Source organism: Nonomuraea sp. ZG12 (genome assembly GCF_052068115.1).
GTDB lineage: Bacteria > Actinomycetota > Actinomycetes > Streptosporangiales > Streptosporangiaceae > Nonomuraea.
Window position 1 is genome coordinate 49623 of the sequence record NZ_JBQHCW010000030.1, and the last position, 24170, is coordinate 73792.

Annotated in this window: 21 protein-coding genes; 14 read left to right on the forward strand and 7 right to left on the reverse strand. The window is 69.3% G+C overall.

Translation table 11 applies throughout. The features are described from left to right. The first annotated feature begins 1 nt into the window (after position 1). Complete coding sequence (locus tag ACTMTF_RS42915) at positions 2 to 541, forward strand: DUF1697 domain-containing protein (RefSeq protein ID WP_441115853.1); 540 nt, start codon at positions 2 to 4, stop codon at positions 539 to 541. On the opposite strand, the gene ACTMTF_RS42920 is transcribed toward ACTMTF_RS42915, so the two are convergent. Beyond that, the gene (locus tag ACTMTF_RS42920) at positions 538 to 1848 is read right to left on the reverse strand and encodes a class I adenylate-forming enzyme family protein (RefSeq protein ID WP_441115854.1); all 1311 of its coding nucleotides are present in this window, start codon (positions 1846 to 1848) and stop codon (positions 538 to 540) included. The two genes, ACTMTF_RS42915 and ACTMTF_RS42920, sit on opposite strands and share 4 nt — an antisense overlap. 136 nt (positions 1849 to 1984) lie before the next feature. Between ACTMTF_RS42920 and ACTMTF_RS42925 the strand changes: the two genes are divergently transcribed. From ACTMTF_RS42925 to ACTMTF_RS42960, 8 genes are all read left to right on the forward strand, one after another. Then, entirely contained in the window at positions 1985 to 3475 is a 1491-nt protein-coding gene (locus tag ACTMTF_RS42925; protein ID WP_441115855.1) for an MFS transporter, read from the forward strand. A 98-nt stretch (positions 3476 to 3573) separates the two neighbouring features. Next, positions 3574 to 4767 carry a cytochrome P450 gene (locus tag ACTMTF_RS42930; protein ID WP_441115856.1) on the forward strand — a complete coding sequence of 398 codons (1194 nt, stop codon included), beginning with the start codon at positions 3574 to 3576 and terminating at the stop codon, positions 4765 to 4767. Next, positions 4764 to 6137 (forward strand): acyl-CoA carboxylase subunit beta, encoded by a 1374-nt coding sequence (locus ACTMTF_RS42935; RefSeq protein ID WP_441115857.1) that lies wholly within the window; start codon positions 4764 to 4766, stop codon positions 6135 to 6137. The genes ACTMTF_RS42930 and ACTMTF_RS42935 overlap by 4 nt, the downstream gene beginning before the upstream one ends. A 79-nt stretch (positions 6138 to 6216) precedes the next feature. Further along, the gene (locus tag ACTMTF_RS42940) at positions 6217 to 7116 is read left to right on the forward strand and encodes a DUF6039 family protein (protein WP_441115858.1); all 900 of its coding nucleotides are present in this window, start codon (positions 6217 to 6219) and stop codon (positions 7114 to 7116) included. Continuing rightward, positions 7113 to 8849: an amino acid adenylation domain-containing protein gene (locus ACTMTF_RS42945; protein WP_441115859.1), complete on the forward strand. Its 1737-nt coding sequence runs from the start codon at positions 7113 to 7115 to the stop codon at positions 8847 to 8849. The genes ACTMTF_RS42940 and ACTMTF_RS42945 overlap by 4 nt, the downstream gene beginning before the upstream one ends. A gap of 4 nt (positions 8850 to 8853) precedes the next feature. Next, on the forward strand, positions 8854 to 9801 hold the full coding sequence (locus ACTMTF_RS42950) for a chlorinating enzyme (protein WP_441115860.1): 948 nt from the start codon (positions 8854 to 8856) through the stop codon (positions 9799 to 9801). Positions 9802 to 9846: 45 nt separating this feature from the next. Beyond that, positions 9847 to 10971 carry an alpha/beta fold hydrolase gene (locus ACTMTF_RS42955; protein WP_441115861.1) on the forward strand — a complete coding sequence of 375 codons (1125 nt, stop codon included), beginning with the start codon at positions 9847 to 9849 and terminating at the stop codon, positions 10969 to 10971. A 120-nt stretch (positions 10972 to 11091) separates the two neighbouring features. Beyond that, entirely contained in the window at positions 11092 to 11766 is a 675-nt protein-coding gene (locus ACTMTF_RS42960) for a Crp/Fnr family transcriptional regulator (protein ID WP_441115862.1), read from the forward strand. A 76-nt stretch (positions 11767 to 11842) separates the two neighbouring features. On the opposite strand, the gene ACTMTF_RS42965 is transcribed toward ACTMTF_RS42960, so the two are convergent. The 4 genes from ACTMTF_RS42965 to ACTMTF_RS42980 all read right to left on the reverse strand — a co-directional run bounded on the left by ACTMTF_RS42965 (position 11843) and on the right by ACTMTF_RS42980 (position 16345). Continuing rightward, positions 11843 to 12559 (reverse strand): PIG-L deacetylase family protein, encoded by a 717-nt coding sequence (locus ACTMTF_RS42965; RefSeq protein ID WP_441115863.1) that lies wholly within the window; start codon positions 12557 to 12559, stop codon positions 11843 to 11845. 698 nt (positions 12560 to 13257) lie between these two features. Further along, positions 13258 to 14142, reverse strand: a complete 885-nt coding sequence (locus ACTMTF_RS42970; protein WP_441115864.1) for an HpcH/HpaI aldolase/citrate lyase family protein — start codon at positions 14140 to 14142, stop codon at positions 13258 to 13260. Continuing rightward, a complete protein-coding gene (locus ACTMTF_RS42975; RefSeq protein WP_441115865.1) occupies positions 14132 to 15316 on the reverse strand; it encodes a CaiB/BaiF CoA transferase family protein in 1185 nt (394 codons plus the stop codon). Before ACTMTF_RS42975 ends, ACTMTF_RS42970 begins: the two co-directional genes overlap by 11 nt. A 99-nt stretch (positions 15317 to 15415) precedes the next feature. Further along, positions 15416 to 16345, reverse strand: coding sequence for a LysR substrate-binding domain-containing protein (locus ACTMTF_RS42980; protein ID WP_441115866.1), 930 nt, complete (start codon positions 16343 to 16345; stop codon positions 15416 to 15418). Between the two features lie 106 nt (positions 16346 to 16451). Between ACTMTF_RS42980 and ACTMTF_RS42985 the strand changes: the two genes are divergently transcribed. From ACTMTF_RS42985 to ACTMTF_RS42995, 3 genes are read left to right on the forward strand one after another with little or no spacing between them, the layout of a single operon-like run. Beyond that, positions 16452 to 17789: a CitMHS family transporter gene (locus ACTMTF_RS42985; RefSeq protein ID WP_441115867.1), complete on the forward strand. Its 1338-nt coding sequence runs from the start codon at positions 16452 to 16454 to the stop codon at positions 17787 to 17789. A 10-nt stretch (positions 17790 to 17799) separates the two neighbouring features. After that, complete coding sequence (locus ACTMTF_RS42990; RefSeq protein ID WP_441115868.1) at positions 17800 to 19374, forward strand: CocE/NonD family hydrolase; 1575 nt, start codon at positions 17800 to 17802, stop codon at positions 19372 to 19374. Next, on the forward strand, positions 19371 to 20993 hold the full coding sequence (locus ACTMTF_RS42995; RefSeq protein WP_441115869.1) for a tannase/feruloyl esterase family alpha/beta hydrolase: 1623 nt from the start codon (positions 19371 to 19373) through the stop codon (positions 20991 to 20993). The genes ACTMTF_RS42990 and ACTMTF_RS42995 overlap by 4 nt, the downstream gene beginning before the upstream one ends. Before the next feature lie 398 nt (positions 20994 to 21391). Here the strand turns inward: ACTMTF_RS42995 and ACTMTF_RS43000 are convergent, their stop codons facing one another. Further along, positions 21392 to 22192, reverse strand: coding sequence for a hypothetical protein (locus ACTMTF_RS43000; protein WP_441115870.1), 801 nt, complete (start codon positions 22190 to 22192; stop codon positions 21392 to 21394). Between the two features lie 101 nt (positions 22193 to 22293). Between ACTMTF_RS43000 and ACTMTF_RS43005 the strand changes: the two genes are divergently transcribed. After that, positions 22294 to 22686 (forward strand): hypothetical protein, encoded by a 393-nt coding sequence (locus ACTMTF_RS43005; RefSeq protein ID WP_441115871.1) that lies wholly within the window; start codon positions 22294 to 22296, stop codon positions 22684 to 22686. Continuing rightward, on the forward strand, positions 22671 to 23282 hold the full coding sequence (locus ACTMTF_RS43010) for a class I SAM-dependent methyltransferase (protein ID WP_441115872.1): 612 nt from the start codon (positions 22671 to 22673) through the stop codon (positions 23280 to 23282). Before ACTMTF_RS43005 ends, ACTMTF_RS43010 begins: the two co-directional genes overlap by 16 nt. A gap of 11 nt (positions 23283 to 23293) precedes the next feature. Here ACTMTF_RS43010 and ACTMTF_RS43015 read toward each other — a convergent pair whose 3' ends face one another. Beyond that, positions 23294 to 23671, reverse strand: coding sequence for a hypothetical protein (locus ACTMTF_RS43015; protein ID WP_441115873.1), 378 nt, complete (start codon positions 23669 to 23671; stop codon positions 23294 to 23296). Positions 23672 to 24170: the final 499 nt, after the last annotated feature.

Genomic DNA, 24170 nt, shown 5'->3' on the forward strand with positions numbered 1-24170 from the left:
CATGTCCAGGCAGGTGGCGTTGCTGCGCGGCGTGAACGTCGGCGGCCGGAACATGGTGAGCATGGCCAAGCTCCGGGATCTGCTGGAGGGCCTCGGCTTCGAGGACGTCAAGACACATCTGCAGAGCGGCAACGTCGTCTACACCAGCGGCAAGAGCCCCGACAAGGCGGCGGCCGAGATCGAGGCGGCGCTCGCCCGCGACCTGGACGTCCAGGTGCCCGTCCTGGCGAGGACGGGCGCCCAGCTCGGCGAGATCCTCAAGGCCGACCCGCTCGGCGACGTGGCCGGCAACGGCGCCCTCTACCTGGTCACGTTCCTGTCCGGCAAGCCGGAGAGCAAGCTGATCAAGGAGCTCGACCCCGACGCCTTCAAGCCGGACGTGTTCAAGCACGTCGGCAAGGAGATCTACGTGTGGTGCCCCGACGGCGTGCGCAACACCAAGCTGTCGTACTCCTTCTGGGAGAAGAAGCTCGGCGTGACCGCCACCGCCCGCAACTGGAAGACCGTCACCAAGCTCCACGAACTGGCCACCGCGAGCTAGCCGGCCAGCAGGCGCTTGAGGGTCTTGCCGATCGGCCCGCGCGGCAGCGTCTCGGTGACGACGTAACGCGCCGGCCGCTCGGCCGGTTCGAGCCGGTCGGCGGCGAAGGCGCTCAGCTCGCTCTCGGGCACGGGGGAGCGCAGCACGACGGCCGCGGTGACGCCCTGCGGACCCTCGAACGCGGCCGCCTCGATCACCTCGGGATGCCAGTGCAGCGCGTGCTCGACCCGCAGCGAGGAGATCCGGCGCCCGTCGGACATGATGGCGTCGGCGGCGCGGTCGAAGAAGCGCAGCTGCCCCTCGCCGTCCAGCTCGCCCAGGTCGCCCATGTGCGTCCAGCCGTCGCGGAACGTCCGCTCGTTGGCGGCCGCGTCGTTCAGGTAGTAGCGGGGCGGGGCGGCCGAGCGCAGGCAGATCTCGCCCGCGTCGGTGATCTTCACTTCGGTGCCCGCGCTCGGCCGGCCCAGCAGCCCTTCGTCCGCCTCGGTGGGCGGCGTCTCCACCGGGCGGTGCACGAAGGCCGGGGCCGACTCCGTCGAGCCGTAGCCGATGACGATCCGGATGCCCGGCAGGGCCTCCATGAGCCGGGCGACCGTGGCCATCGGCACCGGCGCCGAACCCAGCATGAGCGCCCGCAGGCCAGACAGGTCGAACCGCTCGTGCCACCCATGGGCCACCATGCGGGTCGCGGTGGACGGCGGGACGATCGCCATCGGCACCCGCAGCTTCTCCAGCATGCGGGCCACGTTCTCCGGCCCGAGGTCGGTCAGCACGTGCGTGGTGGCCGGCGCGGTCATCGCCGTCATCAACGCGCTGTGCCCGGCGTTCGTGCCCAGCGGGACGGCGGCGAGCACCGCGTCCACGCCGGTGAACAGCTTCCCGCGGCCCTCGTGGCCGTAGGTGAGGTTCGCGACGGGGACCGCCACGGCCTTGGGACGGCCGGTGGTGCCCGAGGTGTAGAGAATCTCGGCCACGTCGTCGTCCCGAGCGCCCGTACGGTCGCCGATCGGACCGGGCAGCACCTGGCCCGCCCCGCACTCGGCCAGGCGGGCGCGCACCTCCTTCTCCGGCAGCGCGGGCGGCAGGCCGAGCACGGTGCCGCCGGCCAGGTGCACGGCCAGGGCGGCCACGGCGTGCTCGATCCAGTCGTCGTGCCGCAGCGCCGTCCTGACCGGCGCCAGCCGTCCGGCCAGCTCTTGGGAGCGGGCGGTCCAGTCCGCCACGCTCAGCTCGCGCTCGCCGTCCACGACGAGCGCCACATGATCGCCCGCACGGGCACTGATCAGTTCTGCCGGGTTCGTCACCATGGGCTGATGGTAGGGAGCCGGCCGCTCCCTGGATGCTCAGTGTTGAGCAGACCCGGAGGGCGCATTCGTGTGGGCTGGAGTCGGCATGGGTCCGAAAGGAAGTGGGACGGGTGCCAAGAACAAGGGAGGCGATGACATGAACCAAACCGGTTCGAGTACGCGCGGCCAGCTGTTCGCCACCATCGGCGCACTCCTGGCCCTGGCTCTGGCGTCGATCGACGTCTCGGTGGTCGGGGCGGCGATGCCCCGGATCGCCGACGACCTGAACGGCCTGTCGTTGTACGCGTGGGTGGGGGTCTCCTACGCGGTCGCGGCCGCCGTCGTCGTGCCGATCGCCGGGAAGTTCGGCGACATGTTCGGCCGCAAACCGGTGCTGCTCGTCGGCCTGACGGGCTTCCTGGTGGCGTCGTGGTTGTGCGGCGCGGCCCAGACGATGCCCCAGCTCGTCGGCGCGCGAGGGCTGGCGGGGCTGTTCGGCGGTGTGCTGATGGCCAACGTCTTCACGCTGCTCGCCGACATCTACACGCCGGAGCGCCGCACCCAGATGCAGGGGGTCTTCTTCGGCTTCTCCGGTCTCAGCATGGTGATCGGGCCGCCGCTCGGCGGGTTCATCACCGACAACTGGAGCTGGCGCTGGGTCTTCTACATCAACGTGCCCATCGGCCTGCTCGCGATCGCCACCGTGCTGATCGGCGTCCCGTTCGTGCGCAGTGGCGCGAGCTGGCGCGACATCGACTTCGCCGGCGTCGTCACGCTCGTGGCCGGGCTCGTCCCGATCCTGATCGGGCTCACGCTCACCGGTGACGGGCACGCCTGGACCTCGCCCGAGGTTCTCGCGCTGCTGATCGGCGGCGCCGTGCTGCTCGTGGCGTTCTACCTCGTGGAGACGCGGGTGGCCAAGAACCCGCTGGTGCCGTTCGCGCTGTTCCGGAGCAACCAGGTCTCCGTCATGGCCGTGGTGGCCTTCTTCTCCGCGTTCGCCATGATGGGCACGACCTTCTACGTGCCGCTGCTCTACCAGGGCGTGCTCGGGGTGAGCGCGACCCACTCCGGCACCCTGCTCATCCCGATGATGCTCGGCCTGATGCTCATGGCCCCGATCGCCGGCAAGGCCATGACGGCCCTGCCGCGCTACCGCGTCCTCGGCGTGTTCGCCATGGCCGCCATCGTCGCCGGGCTGCTGATCCTGTCGGCCGTCGGTCCTGGCAGCGGCCAGGGCCTCCCGATCGCCGCCATGGCGCTCATCGGCGTCGGCATCGGCATCGCCTTCCCGATGGCCACGGCCGTCGTGCAGAGCGCGATCCCGATGGAGCAGGTGGGCGTCGGAACCAGCCAGATCCAGTTCTGGCGGATGATCGCGGGGCCGGTCTCGCTGGCTATCCTCGGCACGATCATGGCGAGCCGGCTCGGCGTCGCCGCACAGGGCGGCGAGGGTGCGTCCGCGGCGGTGCTCGCGGACGCGCTGGGCGACCTGTTCCTCGCGTGCGCGATCGCGGTCGGCATCGGCCTGGTGGCCAGCCTGTTCCTGAAGGAGATCCCGCTGCGCGACATGTCCATGGGCAAATCGAAGGCGGGCAAGGAGGGGCGGGAGGCCCCTCGGAACCAGGGACGAACCGCCAGGGCGTGACCCGGTTCATCGATGGCGGGGCCGTGCGCGGCCCCGCCATCGCCGTGCCTGCTCACAGTTGAGCAGACGGACGCGGGCGCGCGGGCGAGGCTGCGGACATGGACTCCTACCCGACCCCCAGGACGTGCCCGCTGGATCCGCCGTCCGAGTACCGGACCCTGCAATCGGGGCGGCCCATCACGCGCGTACGGCTGGACTTCGACGGGAGCGAGGTCTGGCTGGTGACGCGGTACGAGGATGCCCGCGCCGTACTCGGCGACGCCAGATTCAGCTCCGACTTCGCCACACCCGGCTTCCCGGCCCGGCTCACCTCGCAACCTCCCGGGCCGGGCACCTTCATCAGGATGGACCCGCCCGACCACTCGCGACTGCGCCGCCTGCTGCTGCCGGAGTTCAACCGCCGGCGGGTCGACGCGATGCGCCCGGCGATCGAGCGCATCGCCGGGGCGCTCATCGACGACATGGCCGCGCAGGGACCGCCGGCGGATCTGGTCGAGGCGCTGGCCCTGCCGCTGCCGTCCCAGGTCATCACCGAGTTGCTCGGTGTGCCGTACGAGGACCGGGACTACTTCCATGAGACCACCAAGGTCATCGGCGACCGGAACGTGGAGCCCGAGCAGCGCATGAAGGTCCGCGAGGACCTGCGGCACTACCTGGAGCGGCTGGTGGCCGAGCGCGAGCTGAGGCCGGCTGACGACCTGCTCAGCCGCCTCGGCGCCCACCGGGAGGCGGCCAAGGTCAGCCGCGAGGAGGTCGTCGGCATCGCGACGCTGCTGATGGTGGCCGGCTACGAGACCATCGCCAACCAGATCGGCGTGGGCACCGTGGCGCTGCTGGAGAACCCCGACCGGCTGGCCGAGCTGCGCGAACGGCCCGAGGCGTTGCCCGCCGCCGTAGAGGAGATCATTCGCCACCAGACCGTCATCGACTACGGCGCCCGCCGCGCCGCCACCGCCGACGTCGAGGTCGGCGGCCGGCTCATCAGGCAGGGCGAGGGCGTGGTGGTGGTGCTGGCCGCGGCCAACCGCGACGAGGAGGTCTGGGCCGACCCCGACCGGCTCGACTTCAGCCGGTTCGGCGACCTCGCCGAGCGGCAGGAGCACCTCTCCTTCGGCTTCGGCATCCACCAGTGCATGGGCCAGCTGCTGGCCCGCGCCCAGCTGGAGATCGCCTGGTCCACCCTGTTCGCCCAGCTCCCGGGGCTGCGCCTCGCGGTGCCGCTCGACGAGGTGCCCTTCCGCTCGGACATGTTCGTGTACGGCGTCCACGCGCTCCCGGTGACCTGGGGATGAGCCGCGACCCCCGGGACCGGGTCCGCGCGCTCTTCGACCCGGGCACCGTCCGGCCGCTGCCGGGCGACGACGGCTGCGGCGTGCTCGCCGCCCGGGGCAACATCGGCGGGGGCCCCGCCGTCGCCTATGCGACCGATCCCGGCCGCATGGGCGGCGCGATGGGCGCCGAGGGCTGCGCCGGCATCGTCGACGCCATCGACCTCGGGGTCCGGGAGAGGACGCCTGTCGTCGGTCTCTGGCACTCCGGCGGCGCGCGGCTGGGCGAGGGCGTCACCGCGCTCGACGGCGTCGGCCAGGTGTTCGCCGCAATGGTCCGGGCCTCCGGCACGGTCCCGCAGATCTCCGTCGTGCTCGGCCCCGCCGCGGGCGGCGCGGCCTACGGCCCGGCACTCACCGACGTGGTGATCATGAGCGAGAGTGGGCGGGTCTTCGTCACCGGCCCGGACGTCGTCCGCAAGGTCACCGGCGAGGACGTCGACATGGAGCACCTCGGCGGCCCCGACCCGCACAGCAGGCGCAGCGGCCTGGCACACCTCACCGCGCCGGACGACGAGAGCGCCATCGACTCCGCCCGCCGGGTCACCACCCTGCTCGGCCACCAGGGAGAGCTGCGCCCCGGCGACGCCCGCCTCGACGCCGGGCTCGGCGAGCTGCTCCCCGAACGCGCCAACCGCGCCTACGACGTGCATCCCATCGTCGCCAGGCTGCTCGACGGGCCCGGCGAGGAGCTGCACCCGAAGTGGGCGCCCAACCTCGTCACCACGCTCGGCCGGCTGACCGGCAGGACCGTCGGCGTCATCGCCAACAACCCCCTGCGCAAGGGGGGCTGCCTGGACGCGGCCGCCGCCGAGAAGGCGGCGCGGTTCGTGCGCATGTGCGACTCCCTCGGCGTCCCCCTCGTCGTGCTCGTGGACGTGCCCGGCTACCTGCCCGGCGTCCGGCAGGAGTGGGACGGCGTGGTCCGGCGCGGCGCCAAGCTGCTGCACGCCTTCGCCGAGGCCGTGGTGCCCCGGGTGACGCTGGTGATCCGCAAGTCGTACGGCGGCGCGTACGTCGCCATGAACTCCCGGGCCTTGGGCGCCTCCGCGGTGTTCGCCTGGCCCACGGCCGAGGTGGCCGTCATGGGCGCCGAGGCGGCCGTGGACATCCTGCACCGCAGGAAGTTGCGCGACGGCCCGGAGGACGGGCGCGAGGAGCTGCGCCGTCGGCTCATCGCCGAGCACGAGCAGGAGGCCGGTGGCGTCGGCAAGGCCGTGGAGATCGGTGTCGTGGACGAGGTGATCGAGCCCGCCGACACCCGGCGCAGGCTCGCCGACGCGCTGCTGCGGGCCGTGCCGCTGCGCGGCAGCCACACGAACATCCCGCTGTGAAGCCCCTGCTCACTTTTGAGCAGGCAGCACGGCGGCCCCTGATTAGCGTGACGAACAATTCGACAGACGGAGTGGAGCGATGACCAACCCGAATCCCGTCATCCCGCCCGCCGAGCACCAGACCTCGGTGCCCGCGGGCGATCTGATCAACTCGGCCACGGCCGGCGTGATCGTCGAGCGGACCGCTCAGGTCAAGAACGGCTCCCACGCCAAGGGGCGCAAGTTCGCCCGCATGATGGCGGAGATGGTGACCGCCAAGCAGGTGGGAGTCGCCAGCGTCTTCGTGTACGAGGAGACGTTCGGGACCAAGGACCGGCTGCACTGGCTCATCCACCTCAGCTCGCTGCACGCGTACGAGCAGATGGTGCACATGGGCACCGCCGACGACGAGTACCGCGACAACACCGCGGACAGCGGCTGGGAGGAGATCTTCGTCGACGGCAGCATGAAAGAGACAGTGCTGCTGCCGCAGTTCTGGGGCATGTACGGCACCAGGGTCGACGGCGAGCGCGAGAAGCAGTCCGCGGTCTACCGGCAGCAGGGCGACATCACCGGGCTGCCCGGCGCCCGCGAGCAGGTGCCGCAACCCTACGAGCAGCTCGTCCACTCGGGCAACTGCGGTCTCCTGCTGCACCGGACAGCCCAGCTCGACTACGACTTCCGGTCCGAGGGGCGCACGTTCGCCCGGGAGGCCGCCGAGTCCATCAACGAGAACCTGCCCGGCGAGGCGACCGTCTTCGTCTACGAGGAGGCCTTCGGCGCGGCCGACCGCATCCACTGGCTCATCCACATGAAGTCGCTGAGCACCTACTACAAGGTGCTGGCGCTGCACGTGAAGGACGAGAAGGTGCGGGACCTGTACTTCCAGGAACGCATCGCGCCCGAGCGCGGCGGCGGCACCTGGGCCAGGATGTTCGTGCCCGGCAGCATGGGGGACACCGGCCTCACCCCGCACCACTGGGGGATGTACGCGACATGACGGGCCGCTGCCTGCACGAGATCTTCGCCGAACGGGCCGCGAAGGCCCCCGAGCGGACCGCCGTGACCTGCGGCGCCGAGGAGATCTCCTACGGTGACCTGGACGCCCGGGCCGACCGGCTCGCCTGCCGGCTGCAGGCCGCGGGCGCCGGTCCGGGCGTGCTGGTGGGGCTCTGCGCGGATCGCGGCATCGACCTGGTCGCGGGGCTGCTCGCGATACTCAAGTCCGGCGGCGCGTACGTGCCGATCGATCCCGGCTACCCGGCCGAGCGGATCTCCTACCTGCTGGATGACAGCGGTGTGCGCACGGTCGTGACGACGTCGGACGTGGCCGCCCGGCTCGACGGTGTGCTGCCGGACGAGACCGTGCTCGCCGACGCCGAGCCGCCCGAGGGCCGCCCGGCGGCCACGGCCTCCGACGAGGACCTGGCCTACGTCATCTACACCTCAGGCTCGACCGGCGATCCCAAGGGGGTGCTGGTCGAGCACCGCAACGTCGTGCGGCTCCTCGAGCGGACCGAGCACTGGTTCGGCTTCGGCGACAACGACGTCTGGACGCTCTTTCACTCCGTCAGCTTTGACTTCTCGGTGTGGGAGATCTGGGGCGCGCTGTTGTACGGCGGCCGGCTGGTGATCGTCCCGGCCGAGGTGGCCAGGTCGCCGGAGGCGCTGCGCCGCCTACTGCTCGACGAGGGAGTCACCGTGCTGAACCAGACGCCCTCCGCCTTCCGGCACCTGGTGGCCGCCGACGCCCGGCAGGAGCGGCCCGCGCGGTACAGCCTGCGTCAGGTCGTCTTCGGCGGCGAGCGGCTGGACGTGGACCTGCTCGAACCGTGGATCGCCCGCTACGGCGACGATCGCCCGCAACTCCTCAACATGTACGGCATCACCGAGACCACCGTCCACGTGACCTACCGCCGCGTCCGCGCGGCCGACCTCGACCACCCGGAGCTGAGCCCGATCGGCGTGCCTATCCCGGACCTCCGGCTCGACGTGCTCGACGAGCACGGACGTCCGGCCACCACCGGGAACCTGCACGTCTCCGGCCCCGGGCTCGCCCGCGGCTACCTCGGCCGGCCTGAGCTGACCGCCGAGCGCTTCGCGGTCCTGCCGGACGGTGGCCGCCGCTACGACTCGGGCGACGTCGTCACCCGGCTGCCCGGCGGCGAGTACGCCTACCTGGGGCGGTCCGACGACCAGATCAAGGTCCGCGGATTCCGCCTGGAGCCCAGGGAGATCGAGCTGTGCCTCCTGGGTCATCCGCAGGTCGCCCACGCGGTGGTGGCCCACCGCGACTACGGAGAGGGCGACGTCCGGCTGCTGGCCTTCGTCGTCGCGGACGGCGAGCCCGGCCCGGACCTGATCGAGCAGCTCACCGAGCGGGCCGCCGGCCGGCTTCCGGCACACGCCCGCCCGTCCACCTACCACATCGTGTCGGAGATCCCCATGACGCCGCAGGGAAAGGCGGACCGCGCCGCTCTGGCCAGGTCCGCGCAGGCATCGTCGGCCGCCAAGGTCGTGCAGCGCATCGCCGAGGACGTGCTCGAACGCGACGAGGTGCCACCCCGGGTGGACCTGTTCGACCTGGGCGCCACCTCGCTGGCGATGGCCCGCATCATCACCCAGGTGAACGAGCGCTTCGGGCTGGAGCTGACGGGACGCGAGCTGGAGGAGGAGGCGTCGGTCGCCTGCCTGGCCTCCTGCGTCGAGGAACAACTGACCGTGAAGGGATAGACCCATGCAAGAGACCGGATTGCGCGGCAAGTACTCGATGAGCCCCGAGGAGCTGAAGAGCTTCCACACCCAGGGCTATTTCGGGCCGTTCAAGGTCTGCGAGATCGACGAGATGCGCCAGAACTGGCGGCGCGAGCGCATGCGCCTCATGGACCGCAGCAACGCCGTGTATCAGGACGACGCCGCCTCGTCGGGCAACACCAACATCTCCAACTACGACCGGCACCTGGACTCGGCCTTCCTCGCCGACCACATCAGCCGACCGCAGATCGTGGACCGGGTGGTCAGCGTGCTCGGCCCGGACGTGCTCTGCTGGCGCACGGAGTTCTTCCCCAAGTACCCCGGCGACGAGGGCACGGACTGGCACCAGGCCGACACCTTCGCCAACGCGTCGGGCAAGCCGCAGATCGTCTGGCCGGAGGCGGAGGAGTTCGGCGGCACCATCACCGTCTGGACCGCCTTCACCGAGGCGAACGAGGACACCGGGTGCCTGCAGTTCATCCCCGGCACGCACGAGACGATGTTCTACGACGAGACCAAGCGCATGCACTACGACCCCAACAAGATCAATCAGGAGGACAAAGAGGGCGTCCGGCGCGGTTTCTTCGGCTACGACTACCGCGACCTGCAGATCGACCCCGCGTGGAAACCTGACGAGTCGAAGGCCGTCTCCATGGTCATGAGGCCGGGCGAGGCCATCCTGTTCTGGTCGACGCTCATGCACGCGTCGCTGCCGCACAGGGGCCTGACCGAGGAGATGCGCCTCGGCTTCGCCTCGCGCTATGTGCCGACCAAGGTGGACGTCTACCCCGACACGGACGAGATCGAGGAGTACGGCGGCCGGGTCAGCCTGGAGCGGTACGGCGCCGTGCTGGTGGCCGGGCAGAACGGCAACCCGCGCAACCGGATCGCGACCGCCACCACCACCGGGCATCCCTTCACGACGCGGTGAGGCCGTCGTGACAGCTCACAACCCACGGAACGCGGTGATCATCTCGTGGCCACCGAACTCAGACGTCTGACGCGGGCCGTGCAGGACGCACGGCCGCTGGTGGACGTCCTGTGGCACCCGGTGCGCCTGGCCGGCCCACCCGGCCTCGCCTCCCTCTTGGGCCGTGTGACCCGACGGCTGGGCGCACCGGAGTTCGCGCTGGAGGACCAGGGCTCGCTAGACACCTTCGAACGCCTGGTCAGCGACCATCTCGCGCTGCGTGAGGGCATGGGGGAGGACCTGCCGCCCGCCGTCGTCGACGAGGTCGTGGACGGTGCGGCGAAGGACGGCTTCGAAGGACTGTGCGTCCGTGAGGAGGTCGAACCGGCGGACGGGGGCCCGCCGCTGCCCGCCTACGCGGCCGGTGACCCGGCGGCCCCCGCCGTGGTGATCGTGGCCGCCTGCGGCATGCCGGCCCGGCTGTGCGAGCGGTGGATACGCTTCCTGTCCCGCACCCATCACGTGATCACGTGGGAGACCCGCGGCCTCTTCGGCCCCGGCGCGGACGGCTGCCCGGAGGCCGGCGTGACGGCGCAGGCCGGCGATCTCTTCGCGGTCATGGACCACTTCGGCGTACGGAGCGCGCATCTGATGTGCCTGTGCGGCGGAGCCGTCATCGGCCTGGCCGCGGCGCACCGCGACACGACCCGCGTGGACTCCCTCAGCCTCTGGCACGGCGACTTCGCCGCTGTCTCGGGAGCCGAGCGAACCCACCACCAGCAGAACCTGGTGGCGCTCATGGAGATGGGCGCGGCCGGCCCCGACCGGGCCGCCGCCATCCATCCCGTGCTCTGCCAGACGATGCTCTCCTCGGTGCCGCCGGATCTGGCGCACCTGGTGGTCTATCCGTACGCGACGGCCGATCTCCTGTACCGCTACTGCCGGCTGAACGGGGAGATCATGAAGACCGACGTGACCCCCTGGCTGGCCGGCATCGACCGGCCCGCGCTCGTGGTCACCAGCCGTGACGACGAGACCGCGCATCCGGAGGGGTCGAAGACGGTCGCGGGCGCGCTGCCCGACGCCATGTTGCACGTCAGAGGGCACGGTGATCACATCTCGCTCTTCAAAGGAGAACCGGAGCTGATGAATATGGCCCGCGACTTTATTGATTCCACAGTGGGCCGATAACATCCGTAATCCGCCTGGGCCTATTTCTCCTCGAGCCCGAGAATCCTGGCACATCTTGTTAATCAGTCGATTGATGGGTAGGGCTAGAGCATTCCTGGCGAGAGCACGAGGGGCGGGCCTATGAAGTCACCGGATATCGCGCGGCTAATGGCAGACCTCCATTCCTTCATTGCGCACGATAAATCGGGAGCGCGTTCGGTCAGGGTGCCGAGGCGCTCCAACATCTACAACTGCGGGCAGCGCGACAGCAATATCTACGTGATCGAGAGCGGACAGATCAAGACGCAGATGTACGCCCGCTGCGGCAAGGAATGCCTGCTGTCGATCTTCACGGCCGGTGACATCTTCGGCGAGTCCTCGCTGCTCGGGGACGAGCGCAACGAGACGGCGACCGCCATGCGCACCACCTGGGTCCGCCGCATTCCGGCGGCCCGATTCCGCGCGGCGATGACCGAGAGCGAACTCATGGACGGGTTCATCGACTATCTCGCGTTGCGGTTGCAGGAGCAGCAGGAAGTCATCGCCACGATGGTCACAATGGACAGCGAGCAGCGCCTCGCCTCCGTCCTCCTGCGTTTATCCCGGAAAATCGGGAAACGTCGCGCACCGCATGTGAGCGCCATTGAGGAACGCATCACCCAGGAAGAACTCTCCGGTATGGTCGGCACCACCAGATCCCGCGTCGGCTTCTTCCTGAAAAGATTCAAGGACGCCGGTCTGGTCCTGCCGACCTCAGATCCGTTCCTTGTCGTGAACGAGGAACGCCTGGCCGAATACGTCGACGAGGTCGTCTGACCGAAAAACGGCTGGACCGGCCGTTGCGAAGGCCGATCCAGCCTCCTCGGCGGATTGGATCCGGTCGTGCGGCCACTCAGCAGGCGATCAGCTCGAAGGGAACCGCCGGACGCCCGCCGAAGCGCTGCCCGGCGGCGTTCACGAAGCCTTCGAGCGGCACCCGCGCACCACCCGGGGGCACGCCCAGCGCGGCCAGGTACGCGGCGTGCGCCTCGACCGAGGCCAGCGCCGCGTCCAGATACCCGGTCACGTCCACCGCGTGCGTCGGCCGGATGGAGCCGGCGATCGCCACGTACTTGACACCACCCCAGGGCTCGGCGCCGGCGTCGGGCAGGATCCACCGGTTGCCCGCGTCGAGGACCGCGTCCAGCACGGCCCGTCCGGTGGTGCGGTGATCGGGGCTGTTCCACTTCCCCGTGAAGGTGAAGTCGTGGTGGTTGAAGGTGATCACCAGCTCGGGGCGGTGACGGCGGAGCGCGGCCACCAGGTCGTGCCGGAGACGTGGCGAGTACTCGATCCCTCCGTCCGGATGGTCGAGGAACTCGACCGACGAGACGCCGACGATGGCGGCGCTGGCGTGTTGCTCCTCCTCCCGCACCTTGCGTGCCTGCTCCGGCGGCATCGAGTCGATGCCCGCCTCCCCGCGGGTGAGCAGGAGATAGCCGACCTCCTTGCCGGTCGCGGTCCATGCGGCCACGGCGCCGGCGCTGCCGAACTCCATGTCATCGGGATGGGCCACGACGGCCAGGGCTCTCGTCCAGTCATCGGGCATGGGCTGTAAGTCGTCCGTCATGCCCTTCCCCCTGACATGCACGGAGATCACTAAACGTTTCGGTGGGCTTCCCCTCGCAACGTGGAGACCGAACCAAGAGAGGTTCGGTCGTGGCAGGAACCACGAGGCGGCGCTTTGATCCGGAGTTCCGGGCCGGGGGCGCTGCGCATCGTCAAGGAGACCGGCAAACCCGTCTGGGTTCGAGACCTCTTCCCACAGGTCAGAGCCATCTGATCTTGTCAGGCACGTAAGGCATGTTGACCAGCCTTGAAGGCAGCGCCGAGCTGGGCGTGCGCGGCCCTCGGCCGGGGCCGCGATGACAGATGGCTGGAGTTCTGTGTCACACCGCCCGACGCATGCGGCCACCCGAGCGTCCCGGTTCTCCCGGCCGAAACCCGGTCGAGCGCCGCCCGCGGCTGAATGCCGCGGGCCCAAGCTCTGGCGGGCAGACCGGCAGGTAGGGCAGGTCGGATCAGAGGGTGTCCGGAACTGATCTGTGTTCCTCGCCGCGCTCCTCTTATGGTCACCGAGTGTGATCGCCAGGCGCATAGGTCTTCCACTCGCCTTCGCCCTCGGTGGCCAGGCGATGGGCAGGCTCCACGTGGGTAGCAGCATTTGGGACCGTACGGTTTACCGGACAGGCCGTATCGCCCTGCTGCAATGGATACGGCAGGTCACAGTCGTGGAGAGGGGACCGAGTCATCAACGATGACGAGCCGTCACCGGTACTGCGCTCTGTGCAGGGCCGCGCGAGCTCTGGCCGCCATGGCTTCGTCCACCATTTCGCCTTCGAAGGTGATCGCTCCTGCTCCGCGAGCCTGAGCTTCCTCGACTGTGGCGATCAGCCGCGCGTACCGGGCGAGGTCGTCGGGACCGGGTGAGAACGCCTCGTTGATGACGGGGATATGGGAGGGGTGGATGGCCATCATGCCCTCGTAGCCGAGGGAGCGGTTCTGCTCGGCGAAGGCGCGCAGGCCGTCGAGGTCGCCGATGGTGGTCCACAGCCCGGCGACAGGACAAGGCGCACCGGCGGCGCGGACGTCCAGCAGCACGCGCGAGCGCAGGGCCAGGGTCTCGGTGCCGGAAGGGCTCCAGCGGTAGCCGATGGCCCGCTCGACGTCGCCGCCCTTGCCGGTGACCGCGCCCAGATAGGCCGCCCGGGGCGCGGCCGTGGCGATGTCGTAGGCGGCGCGCAGCGCCAGCGCGCTCTCCAGTAGCGGCACCAGGGCGATGCGGCCCTCGGTAAGGCCGTGCTCGCGCTCGCACCAGGTCAGCATCCGGTCGGCCAGCAGCACGTCGGCGGGTTCGCCCACCTTGGGCAGGACCACCCCGTGCAGGCGGCTGTGGGTGATGGCGCGCAGGTCCTCGGCCGCTGCCCAGCCGTCGAGGGGGTTGATCCGGACGAAGAGCGCCATGTCACCGGTCCACTTGGCGACGGCCTCAGCCACCTGGGCGCGGGCGGCCGATTTCCCGGCCGGCGGGACGGCATCCTCCAGGTCCAGGATGGCCGCGTCGGCGCCGGCGGCCGCCGCCTTGAGCAGCCAGTCCGTACGATTGCCCGGCACGAACAGCAGCGACCGCAGCGGCGGCCGGTCAGATGACACCGCGCTTCTCCAGGTCGTCGACGTCGAGCTCGAGCCACTGGCGGTAGACCAGGTCGTTGTCCTGGCCGAGCGCGGGCCCGGTGCGCCAGATGTGTCCCGGCGCCTGATGGAAGTGTGGGATGACGGCCTGCATGCGTACGGGGCCGAGGTCGGCGTCGTCGACTGTGACGATGTCGCCGCGTTCGGCGTAGACGGGGTCGGTGAGGATGTCCTCGGCAGTGAACACACGCGAGGCGACCACCTCGGCTGCCTCGAACGCGCGTAGGCATTCGGCGGTGCCGCGTTCTGCCACCCACGTGCTCAGTGCCTGGTCGAGCTGCTCCTTGCCGGCGAGTTGTTGCCGGGTGGTGGCGAAGTCGTCCTCGGGCAGGCCGAGAAGCCGGACGACGTTCAGCACCGAGCGCAGGGTGGCGGAGGTGACGGTGATCCAGTCGCCGTCGCCCGACAGGTAGGTGTTGATCACCGCCGCGGGGGCGACGGCGAGCTGGTTGCCCGATCTGCCGGGGATGGTGCCAAGCTGATCATGGGTGATGATCTGCCACTCCACCAGCCGAAACAGCGGCTCGAATAGGGCCAGGTCGATCCACTCCCCGTCGAATTCGGGGTCGTGGGCGCGGCGGTGCAGCGCGGCCAGCACAGCGTAGGCGCCCATCAGCCCGGTCACCGCGTCTCCGTGGGAGAAGCCGGTGTGGACGGGCGGCCCGTCCGGGAATCCGGTCAGGTGCACCACGCCGCTTCTGGCCTCGCCGACCTTGCCGAACCCCGGCGCGTCGTTCTGCGCTCCGAAGCCGCTGATCTGCAGGAGGACGGCTTGGGGGTTGATGCGGTGTACGGCCTTCCAGTCGAGTTCCCACGCGCGCAGGCGCCCGGGGCGCAGCGTGACGATCACGACATCCGCCCAGGCCACCAGCCGGTGGGCGACCTGGCGGCCGTCCGGGTCGTGCAGGTCCAGGGTGACGGAGCGCTTGTTGCGGCCGGCGACCTTGAACCACAACGGTGTTCCGTCGCGGGTCGGCCCCATCGAGCGGGCGGCGTCACCGGAACCGGGCGGTTCGACGTGGACGACGTCGGCGCCCTGATCGGCGAGCATGGAGCCGGCCAGCGGTCCGGCGACCACGTGGGCGAACTCCACCACCTTCAATCCGCGCAACTGCCCGCGCTGTTCAAAGGCCACGCATGAACTCCTTCGCCCTGGTTGACGGAGCTTCATCGTGCACGGAGAGAGAAATGCGGGTCCAGCAGGATAGATGGATATATTCATGCACTTACTGCATCAGTGGGTGATCCAGGCGGCGCCGGCCGGCACCTCTCGTCCCTCGGCGCGCGCCTCCTGCAGCAGGTCGAGGAACGCGGTGGCGGCAGGAGGCAGGGCGCGCCGGGCCTGCACCACGATGTCCAGACGCCGTTCGACCACCGGGGCGACCAGTTCGCGATGCACGACGTGCCCGGGCCCCAGCAGGGGAAGCACGAGGGCGGGCATCGCGGAGACGCCGAGCCCGGCGGCGACCAATCCGCCCACCGTCGCCACGTTGCCGGCCTCCGCCGCAGGCGGAGCCACGGCCCCGGCCTGCTCGAAGGCCGCGTCGGTGAGCCGGCGCACGCTGGATTCGGGGCCGACGGCCAGGAACGGCTCGGCGGCCAGGTCCTGCCAGGTGACCTCCTCGCGGTCAGCCAGCGGATGACTTTCCGGCAATACGGCGCGGAAGCGGTCACGGATGAGCGGGCGGTGCTCGAGCCGGTCGGAGGCCGCACCGACGGTCGTGACGGCGAAGTCGGCGTCGCCACTGAGCACCTTGCCGAGCACTGCCTGTTCCAGACCGTCCATGATGCGCACGCTCACGTCCGGCCGCCGGCCCCGGAATGTGGAGATCATCCGGGGCAGCAGCACGGCCGCGACCGACGGGAGGGTGGCCATGGCGACGATGCCGGACTCGCCGAGCAGGTAGCGCCGCAACTGTTTCATTCCCGACCGGTGGGCCTCGACAATCTGCTCGGCAACCCGCAGGGTCTCCTGGCCGGCCGCGGTGAGCTGCACGTTGCGGGTGTCGCGTTCCAGCAGTTGGACGCCGAGGACGCGCTCCAGATCGGACACGGCGCGGCTCAACGTCGACTGGGAGACACGCATCTGCGCCGCCGCGGCGGTGAAACCGGCGGCTCTGGCCACGGCGACATAAGCGGCGAGCTGCCGCAGGCTGGCGTCCACGGCACCCACTGTTGCGCATACCGCATCGATAAATCCACTTTTGATGGTGGACGTGAAACGCCGGTGCTCGGAAACTTGCCCGTAACCTCCCGCCGAAAGGACCCCGATGATCGCGACCCTAGGCTTTCTCACCATTGGCCTGTTCCTGGTGCTGACCATGACCAGGCGCGTCTCGGTCCTGACCGCGCTCATCCTGGTCCCCGTCGTTACCGCGCTCGTCGGCGGGTTCGCCGCGGGCATGGGTCCGATGATCCTGGAAGGGCTGGGCAAGGTCGCCCCCACCGGTATCATGATCGCCTTCGCGGTCCTGTACTTCAGCCTGATGATCGACAGCGGCCTGTTCGACCCGCTGATCCGCGGCATCCTGCGCCTGGCCAAGGACGACCCGCTGCGCATCGCCGTCGGCACCGCGGTCCTCACCATGTGCGTGGCCCTCGACGGCGACGGCGCCTCCACCTTCCTCATCACCGTCTCGGCCCTGTTGCCCGTCTACAAGCGGCTGAACATGAGCCCTCTGGTGCTCACCGGCGTCGTCTGCCTCGGCGCGGGCGTGATGAACATGGTCCCCTGGGGCGGCCCCACCGCCCGCGCGATGGCGGTGTTGAAGCTCGACAGCTCCCAGGTGTTCACCCCGGTGCTGCCCGCCATGGCCGCCGGCATCGCCTGGGTGCTGGTGGCCTCCTACCTGATCGGGCTGCGCGAACGCCGCCGCCTGGGCACCCTGACCCTGCCTGCCGAGCCCGCCGAGCCCGCCGAAGCGCAAGCCGGGCAGGTCCGCGGTGACGGGCCGAGCGCGTCTTCGGCCCCGGAGCGCGAGCGCAAGAGCCGAGCTCTGATCCTCTTCAACCTCGTGCTCACCATCGTGCTGCTCGTCGCGCTGGTGTTGCAGGTCATGCCGCTGCCGGTGCTGTTCGTGCTCGGCTTCGCCATCGCCGCCGTGGTCAATCTGCCCACCTGGGACAAGCAGCAGGCGCTGCTCGACAAGCACGCCAGGAGCGTCGTCCTGGTCACCACCATGATTTTCGCGGCAGGCGTCTTCACCGGCATTCTCAACGGAACCAAGATGATCAACGAGATGGCCACCGCGTTCGTCGGGATCATCCCCGACTCCTTCGGCGGTCACCTGCCGCTGCTCGTGGCGATCACCAGTATGCCGCTCAGCCTCGTCTTCACCCCCGACGCCTACTACTTCGGCGTGCTGCCCGTGCTGGCCCAGACCGCGAGCGGCTTCGGCATCGACTCGGCCGAGATCGCCAGGGCGGCCATCCTCGGCCAGATGACCACCGGCTTCCCGCTCAGCCCGCTCACCGCCGCCACGTTCATCCTCCTCGGCATGAGCGGCGTACAGCTCGGCCAGCACCAGCGCTTCATCTTCGGCTGGGCGTTCGCCACCACCGCCGTCATGACCGTCGTCGCGCTCCTGACCGGCGCCATCTCGTTCTGAAGGAGAGTCTGTGTTCGTGACGTACGGCCGGATCCTCGCCGCCCTGTCCACCGCGTTAACCGTGCCGCTGGCAGCACACACCCCGGCCGCCGCGCAGATCGGCCCCTCCCTCACCCACGACCAGCCGGCCGCGCACGAGGTGCGTATCGACGAAGCGACCGACCCCTTCTTCACCTACGACCGGCCGGCCGCCTACGAGGTGCGCACCGAGCGTGTCCAGGTCCCGCTGCGCGACGGCAGCCACCTGGCCTGCGACTTGCACCGGCCCGCCGCCGACGGCCGTTTCCCGGTGATCGTGTACGACTACACCGCCTACGACCGGCTCGACAGCCTCGGCCGGGCGGCCGCCTACTTCGTCGCCCGCGGCTACAACGCCGCCGTCTGCAACGCCCGCGGCTCCGGCGGCTCGCCCGGCTACCTCGACCCGTTCAGCGCCCAGGAGCAGCGCGACAACTACGACCTCATCGAATGGCTGGCCGCCCAACCCTGGTCCACCGGCAAGGTCGGGCAGATGGGCGTCAGCTACGGCGGGCACTCCTCCCTGCTCGTCGCGGTCAACAAGCCGCCCCACCTGGCCGCGATCATTCCCGTGGACGGCATCAGCGACTGGTATGAGAACACCATCTACCGCGGCGGCATCTACTCGGCCAGGATCCGCGACTGGCAGCGCTCCACCGCCCCCGACACCCTGACGACCTACGCCCAGCACCCGCTCTACGACGATTACTGGCGCGAACGCAGCGTCAAGGCCCGCTGGAAGGACCTCGACATCCCGGTCCTGCAGATCGCCGGCTGGTACGACCGCTACCGCGCGGCCATGGTGGAGAACTTCCAGGCCCGCCCCGGCAACGTCTGGCTCGTCGCCGGCCCCTGGCAGCACGGCTGGCCGGCCGGACAGCCCGCCGATATCGGCAACGGGCCCTATCTCGCCTGGTGGGACCGCTGGCTCTCCGGACGACGCAACGCCCCGCTGCCCGCCGCCAAGGTCACCTCCTACGAGATCCCCGGCCCTGGCGCCGGTACCGGGTGGAAGCGCTTGTCCACCTGGCCCCCGCGCGGCGCCCGACAGGAACGGCTCCGGCTCGGCGGCGATGGCGGGCTGACCGCCGACGCCGGCGCGCCGGCCAGTCGCCGCTTCACCGTCAATACCGACCAGGCGCCCGCCGCCCCGGACGAGCGCCTGACCTTCCATACGCGGCCCTACCAGTCGGACATCGTGCTGACCGGCGAGATCACCGCGACGGTGCGGGCCGCCTTCAGCGCCACCGACGGCAACCTCGCCGTCGTGGCCGAGGATGTCGCCCCCGACGGCATGGCCGTCCGCATCACCCAGGGCTGGCTCAAGGCCAGCCACCGCTTCGGGCACGACCATGCCGTCCCTGTCCGCCCTGGTAAGACCTACGACCTGCAGATCCGCACCTGGCCGACTCACTACCGGCTGGCCGCCGGGCACAGTCTGCGCATCATCGTCTCCAGCGACGACTACCCCGAGATCGACTCCGACGCCCCCGAAGGCTCGGTCGACGTGCGTATCGGCCGCGGCGGCACTGACATCGTCCTCACCACCTGGAGGGAGACCCCGTGAGCCGCCTGTACGGATTCCTGACCGCGGTCGTGGCCTCGACCATCATGGTGCTGAGCATCCCGGCGAACGCCGCAGCACGCTTCACCAGTCCCCCAGACGGCACCGGTGGTACGGCCGGCATGAGCACGGACGCCGATGCCGAAAGCAGGGCGTGCGAGGACCTGACCAGCATCTCGTTGCCGCACACCACGATCACCGTCGCCGAGACGATCCCCGCCGGTGACTACACCGCGCCCGACGGGCGCGCGCTGCCATCCGTGCCGGGCTTTTGCCGCGTCCACGGCATCGCCAAGCCGGTGCCCGCCTCCACCATCGGCTTCGAGGTGTGGATACCCCAGCAGTGGAACCAGCGGCTCCTGATGTACGGCAACGGAGGCTACGACTCCGCCATCGATTTCGCGTCCATGGGCGGCCCCACCCTGGCGGCCGGGTATGCCACGGTCGGTACCGACACCGGTCACACCGGCAACGACCCCGAGGTGTTCATCCAAGGGGCGGCCAATCCGGAAATCATCGTGGACTGGGGACACCGGGCTGTTCACGAGACGATCGTCAACGCCAAACTCATCGTCGAGGCCTACACCGGGGCCAAGCCCCGCTACTCCTACTTCATCGGCTGCTCCACCGGCGGCCACCAGGCGCTGATGGAGGCCCAGCGCTACCCGGACGACTTCGACGGCATCGTGGCCGGTGCCCCCGGCAACAACCGCGTCGCCCTCAACGCCGGCTTCCTGTGGCAGTTCCTCCGCAACCACATCCCCGGTAACGACACCGAGCCGATCATCCCCGCCGCGAAGCTGCCGCTGCTCACCAAGGCCGCGGTCGAGCAGTGCCGGGGCAAAGACGGCGGCCGGCCCACCGACGCATTCCTCACCGACCCGAGCCGCTGCACCTTCGACCCCGCCTCGCTGCGGTGCCGTTCCGCTGACGCCCCCACCTGCCTGACCGCACGTCAGGTCAAGGCCCTGCGGACGATGTACGCCGGAGCCCGCGACCCGCGCACCGGCAAGCAGATCTATCCCGGCTGGCCCATCGGCAGCGAGGCCGCCGTGGTAGACGCGACCGGCAGGGTCCGCTCGGGGTGGAGCGGTTATTGGGGCACCACCGAACCCGCCCGCGCCAACTTCTGGCGCTACTGGGTGTTCAACGACCCCCACTGGGACTGGTGGGACTTCGACTACCACCGCGATCTGCGCCACGCCCAGAACAAGCTGGGGCCGATCATCGACGCCACCGACCCTGACCTGCGCCCCTTCCGCCGCAGCGGCGGCAAACTCCTCATGTACACAGGCTGGGCTGACCCGGTCGTGTCCGCCCACGACACCATCGACTACTTCCGCCAGGTGGTCCGTACGACCTCCGGTGGCCGCGCACACGAGACCGGCACGTTCGCGCGGCTGTTCCTGGTGCCCGGCATGACCCATTGCAGCGGGGGGCCTGGCCCGAACACCTTCGACAAGCTGACCCCGATCGTTCGCTGGGTGGAACAGGGCATCGCCCCGGCCAAGATCGTCGCGACGAAATTCGTGAACGACAACCCCGGCGATGGTGTCGTGACGACCAGGTCCCTCATGCCGTTCGCGTGTGAGGCAACTCCATGGAACTCGGTCGGCCGATGAGGCGCTGGGCAAGCCGGTGACCGGCTGGCGCATGTCCATCCGTTCTCCCCCCAGCCGGCCGGCCTGCGACTGCGGGCGGTCGTGCCAGTCTGCGCGTTCTGAGAGGTTTCGGCCCGACGGCACTATCGGCGAACGCTCTGTCGGGCCGGGCGCGGACAGGCGGCGGATACGGTGCCGGCCGGGACGGCCTTGTGATGGTGGCGGCTCGGCGGCCGCTGGTTGAGCGGTGCCGTGTTTACCTGCCGGCGTAGAGGTCGGCGGCTGCGGTCATGTGGTCTTCGACGACTTTGAGCCATCGGTGGATCATCCGGTTGAGCGGGAGATCCGGCCACCGGGCTGGATTACGCGACTGCCGCGCACTGGTCCGGCCGGAGGGCCGCGGCCTGTCAGGCCTGTTCTTACGAAGGTGCCGTTCCTGGCCCGGCCTCTGTCCTGTCCTCGTCGAAATCCAAAAGATGATAGAGAATTCGGTTCCGATCCGGAGCTTCTCTTAGCGCAGCAGAGACTACGTTCGCCCAGATATCTACATAGGTGCGCCTGTCCTTTCCACTCGGCATATGAATACGGTCTGAGTGGTCGATAATTTGAGCAACGGAGCGCCTGGACAGTTGAGTCGAACCAAGAATTTCTTCAGCGTCAACCCCGAGCAGATCCAGCACTTCGGGCAATGCGTCGCGACCACGGGCTCGCAAGAGATTGAGACACTTTCCGCTCTCTATTTCCGTGTTTTTTGCTGAGGTTAGATACTTAGCCACATCGCCCTCAGTCTCTCGTCTAAACCCTGGTACACGGCCAAATCTATCGGCCAGCGTTGAGGCGACATGTCGAGAGAGACGCAATGCCAGCCTATCCTGGGCCAACTCCCGGCCCCACTGTGAGTCGGCGATGGTTCCGTCAGCGCGAATATGACTTGAGAGCCGTGCCTCAGGCGAGTCGCTCTCACCGATCAGCAGATGCGCAGCCTCATGTGCCATAGCAAACGAAATTGCCGAGCGGAAGAGCAGAGTTGATGGGATCGTTAGCCTTGGGCGATAGCTCGCTACAATGCCATGGAAATCTAGCTGAGTGAGGAGATCCCGGACTATCGCAGACCGAACCATGGCGGCGTACTCTTCCGGCAAGGCCCCCGGAATCTTTGGGGCTCCGAACCATTTGATAACGAACTGCAAGGTTGACCTGGACAGCTCGAAGTCCGCCAAAGTAGAGAGAATGAGACTGGCGCGACGGCGACCGTGTCCCGGTTCTGCTGTCAGCCGCCTCTTGGGACCCCAGCCGCGAGGAGAAGCTGGGTGACTGGGTCGTGCGGACTCTGGCCGTATCCCACTACGGCGGCGCCACGGAGATCCCCCGCAGCCTTTATGGCCACGGTCTGTTGCTGCCCGTGGTGGACGGGCTCGACGAGATCCCCGAGTTCGCGCGTCGCCTCGCGGTAAGGGCCATCAACGACGCCCTTGGCGAGGGCCAGCCGGTCGTGCTCACCTGCCGCTCGACCGAGTACCGAGAGCTCATCCAAGAAGGCGGCCCGCCTCTGCGCCGAGCACCACTCATCGAGATCGTGCCCCTGTGGATCGAGGACGTGCTCGCCTACCTGCGTGCTGTCACGTGGCCGGACCCAGGCCTTCTGGAGCCGCTCTACGAGTACCTGGACGAGCGTTCTACAGCCCGTTGGCAGCGGCGTTGTCCACGCCTCTGACGGTCTCGCTGTTACGCAGGGTGTGCGAAAGTCGCAGTGACGTCACGGCACTCTTCTCCATGAAGTCCCGAGCAGAAGTAGAGGACGCGCTCGTCGACGCAGCCGTGGCTGCCGCCTACCGCCATGAACGCGGGTCTGGCTGGGACGCCGGCAAGGCCCGGCAGTGGCTGTCCTTCCTGGCGCGCCATCTGCACGAGCATCGTGAACGTGACCTCGCCTGGTGGCGGTTGAGCCGACGCCTGCTCTCCCCGTGGGTTCCGACGCGAGGTCGCCAGTGCCGACCCCCTCCCAGAGCCTCTGAACTGTCGGCGGCGCTCGATGCGTTCCGGCCGACCGGCAGCCTGCTCGAACTCGCCTGCGGCCCAGGCAGATGGACCGCCCAGTTGCTCCAGCACGCCACAGATGTCACGGCCGTGGACGCGTCCCCGGAAATGCTCGCCATCGCCTCGACGCGGGTGGGCGAGGACGAGCGGGTGCGCTTCGTGTCGGCCGACCTGTTCCGCTGGCAGCCGGACCGTTGTTACGACGTCGTCTTCTTCGGGACTGGCTGTCACACGTTCCCCCCGAACGCTTCGCGTCCTTCTGGTCGCTTTTGACGGTGCCCGGCTCAGCCGGAGGTGCCGGTGTCTGAGTTGCCACCGATGCGCGCAAGCACCTGTTGGCTGAGCACGACGTCGTGCGGCAGTTGCCTGAGCGCGGCCGCGTCGACAATGACTCCCTGCCGCTGGACGATCTGCTGGAGCGAGGCCCAATGGTCTGCTTCCATGGCTTCCTGGGAACGGCCGCTGAACGGCTCATCGGGTCCGACCACCGCCCGCGTCGTCTCTTGTATGTCTGCTACCGACGTCGCGGCCCAGCCTTGCGATGAGCCCCAACCTCGGTCATTCAGCAGCAACACCCGGGTTCCGTCCACGAGCTCCGCCTCGTGACGGGCCGACACCGAGATGGTGTCAGCCGCCTCATTATCGACGTCGACGAACGTCACGAGACGTGTGAGAGCAGTCATACACCTCATCCTCGGTGCAAGTATCTACGATTGCAGCGGCGGCGGCCGCGCCTGCCCGCCAGAAGAAGACATCGGCGGCCCTCCTCAGCAGCCGTCGTAGTTGCGCACGGTGATGTGCGACGATGCCGCCGTTTGTGCCGTGTGGCGTTCTCACCAGCTGGCCGACAAGGCCAGGACGATCACGATGGTGTCGCCGGCTGTTCCCGACGGGGATCAGCCCACCTTGGCGCAGGTCGTGGTCAGCACCTCCGCCTGCTCACGCCCGCGCGGCCGGAGCCTGGCGTCCACCCCCACCGCACCGTCCACCGCAGCCGCTTCTGCCCTCGTGGGTCTGGGTGGCTTCCCACGCCGCGGCCCGAGAGGGGAACCTGACCGTCGGCCCGATGGATCTGGAGACTTGGCGGACCCGCCGGCCGCTGCGCACCGTCCTCGCCGCGTCGGTCAGGTCAAGCGGCGAGTCCAGTGCGTACGGGCGCAA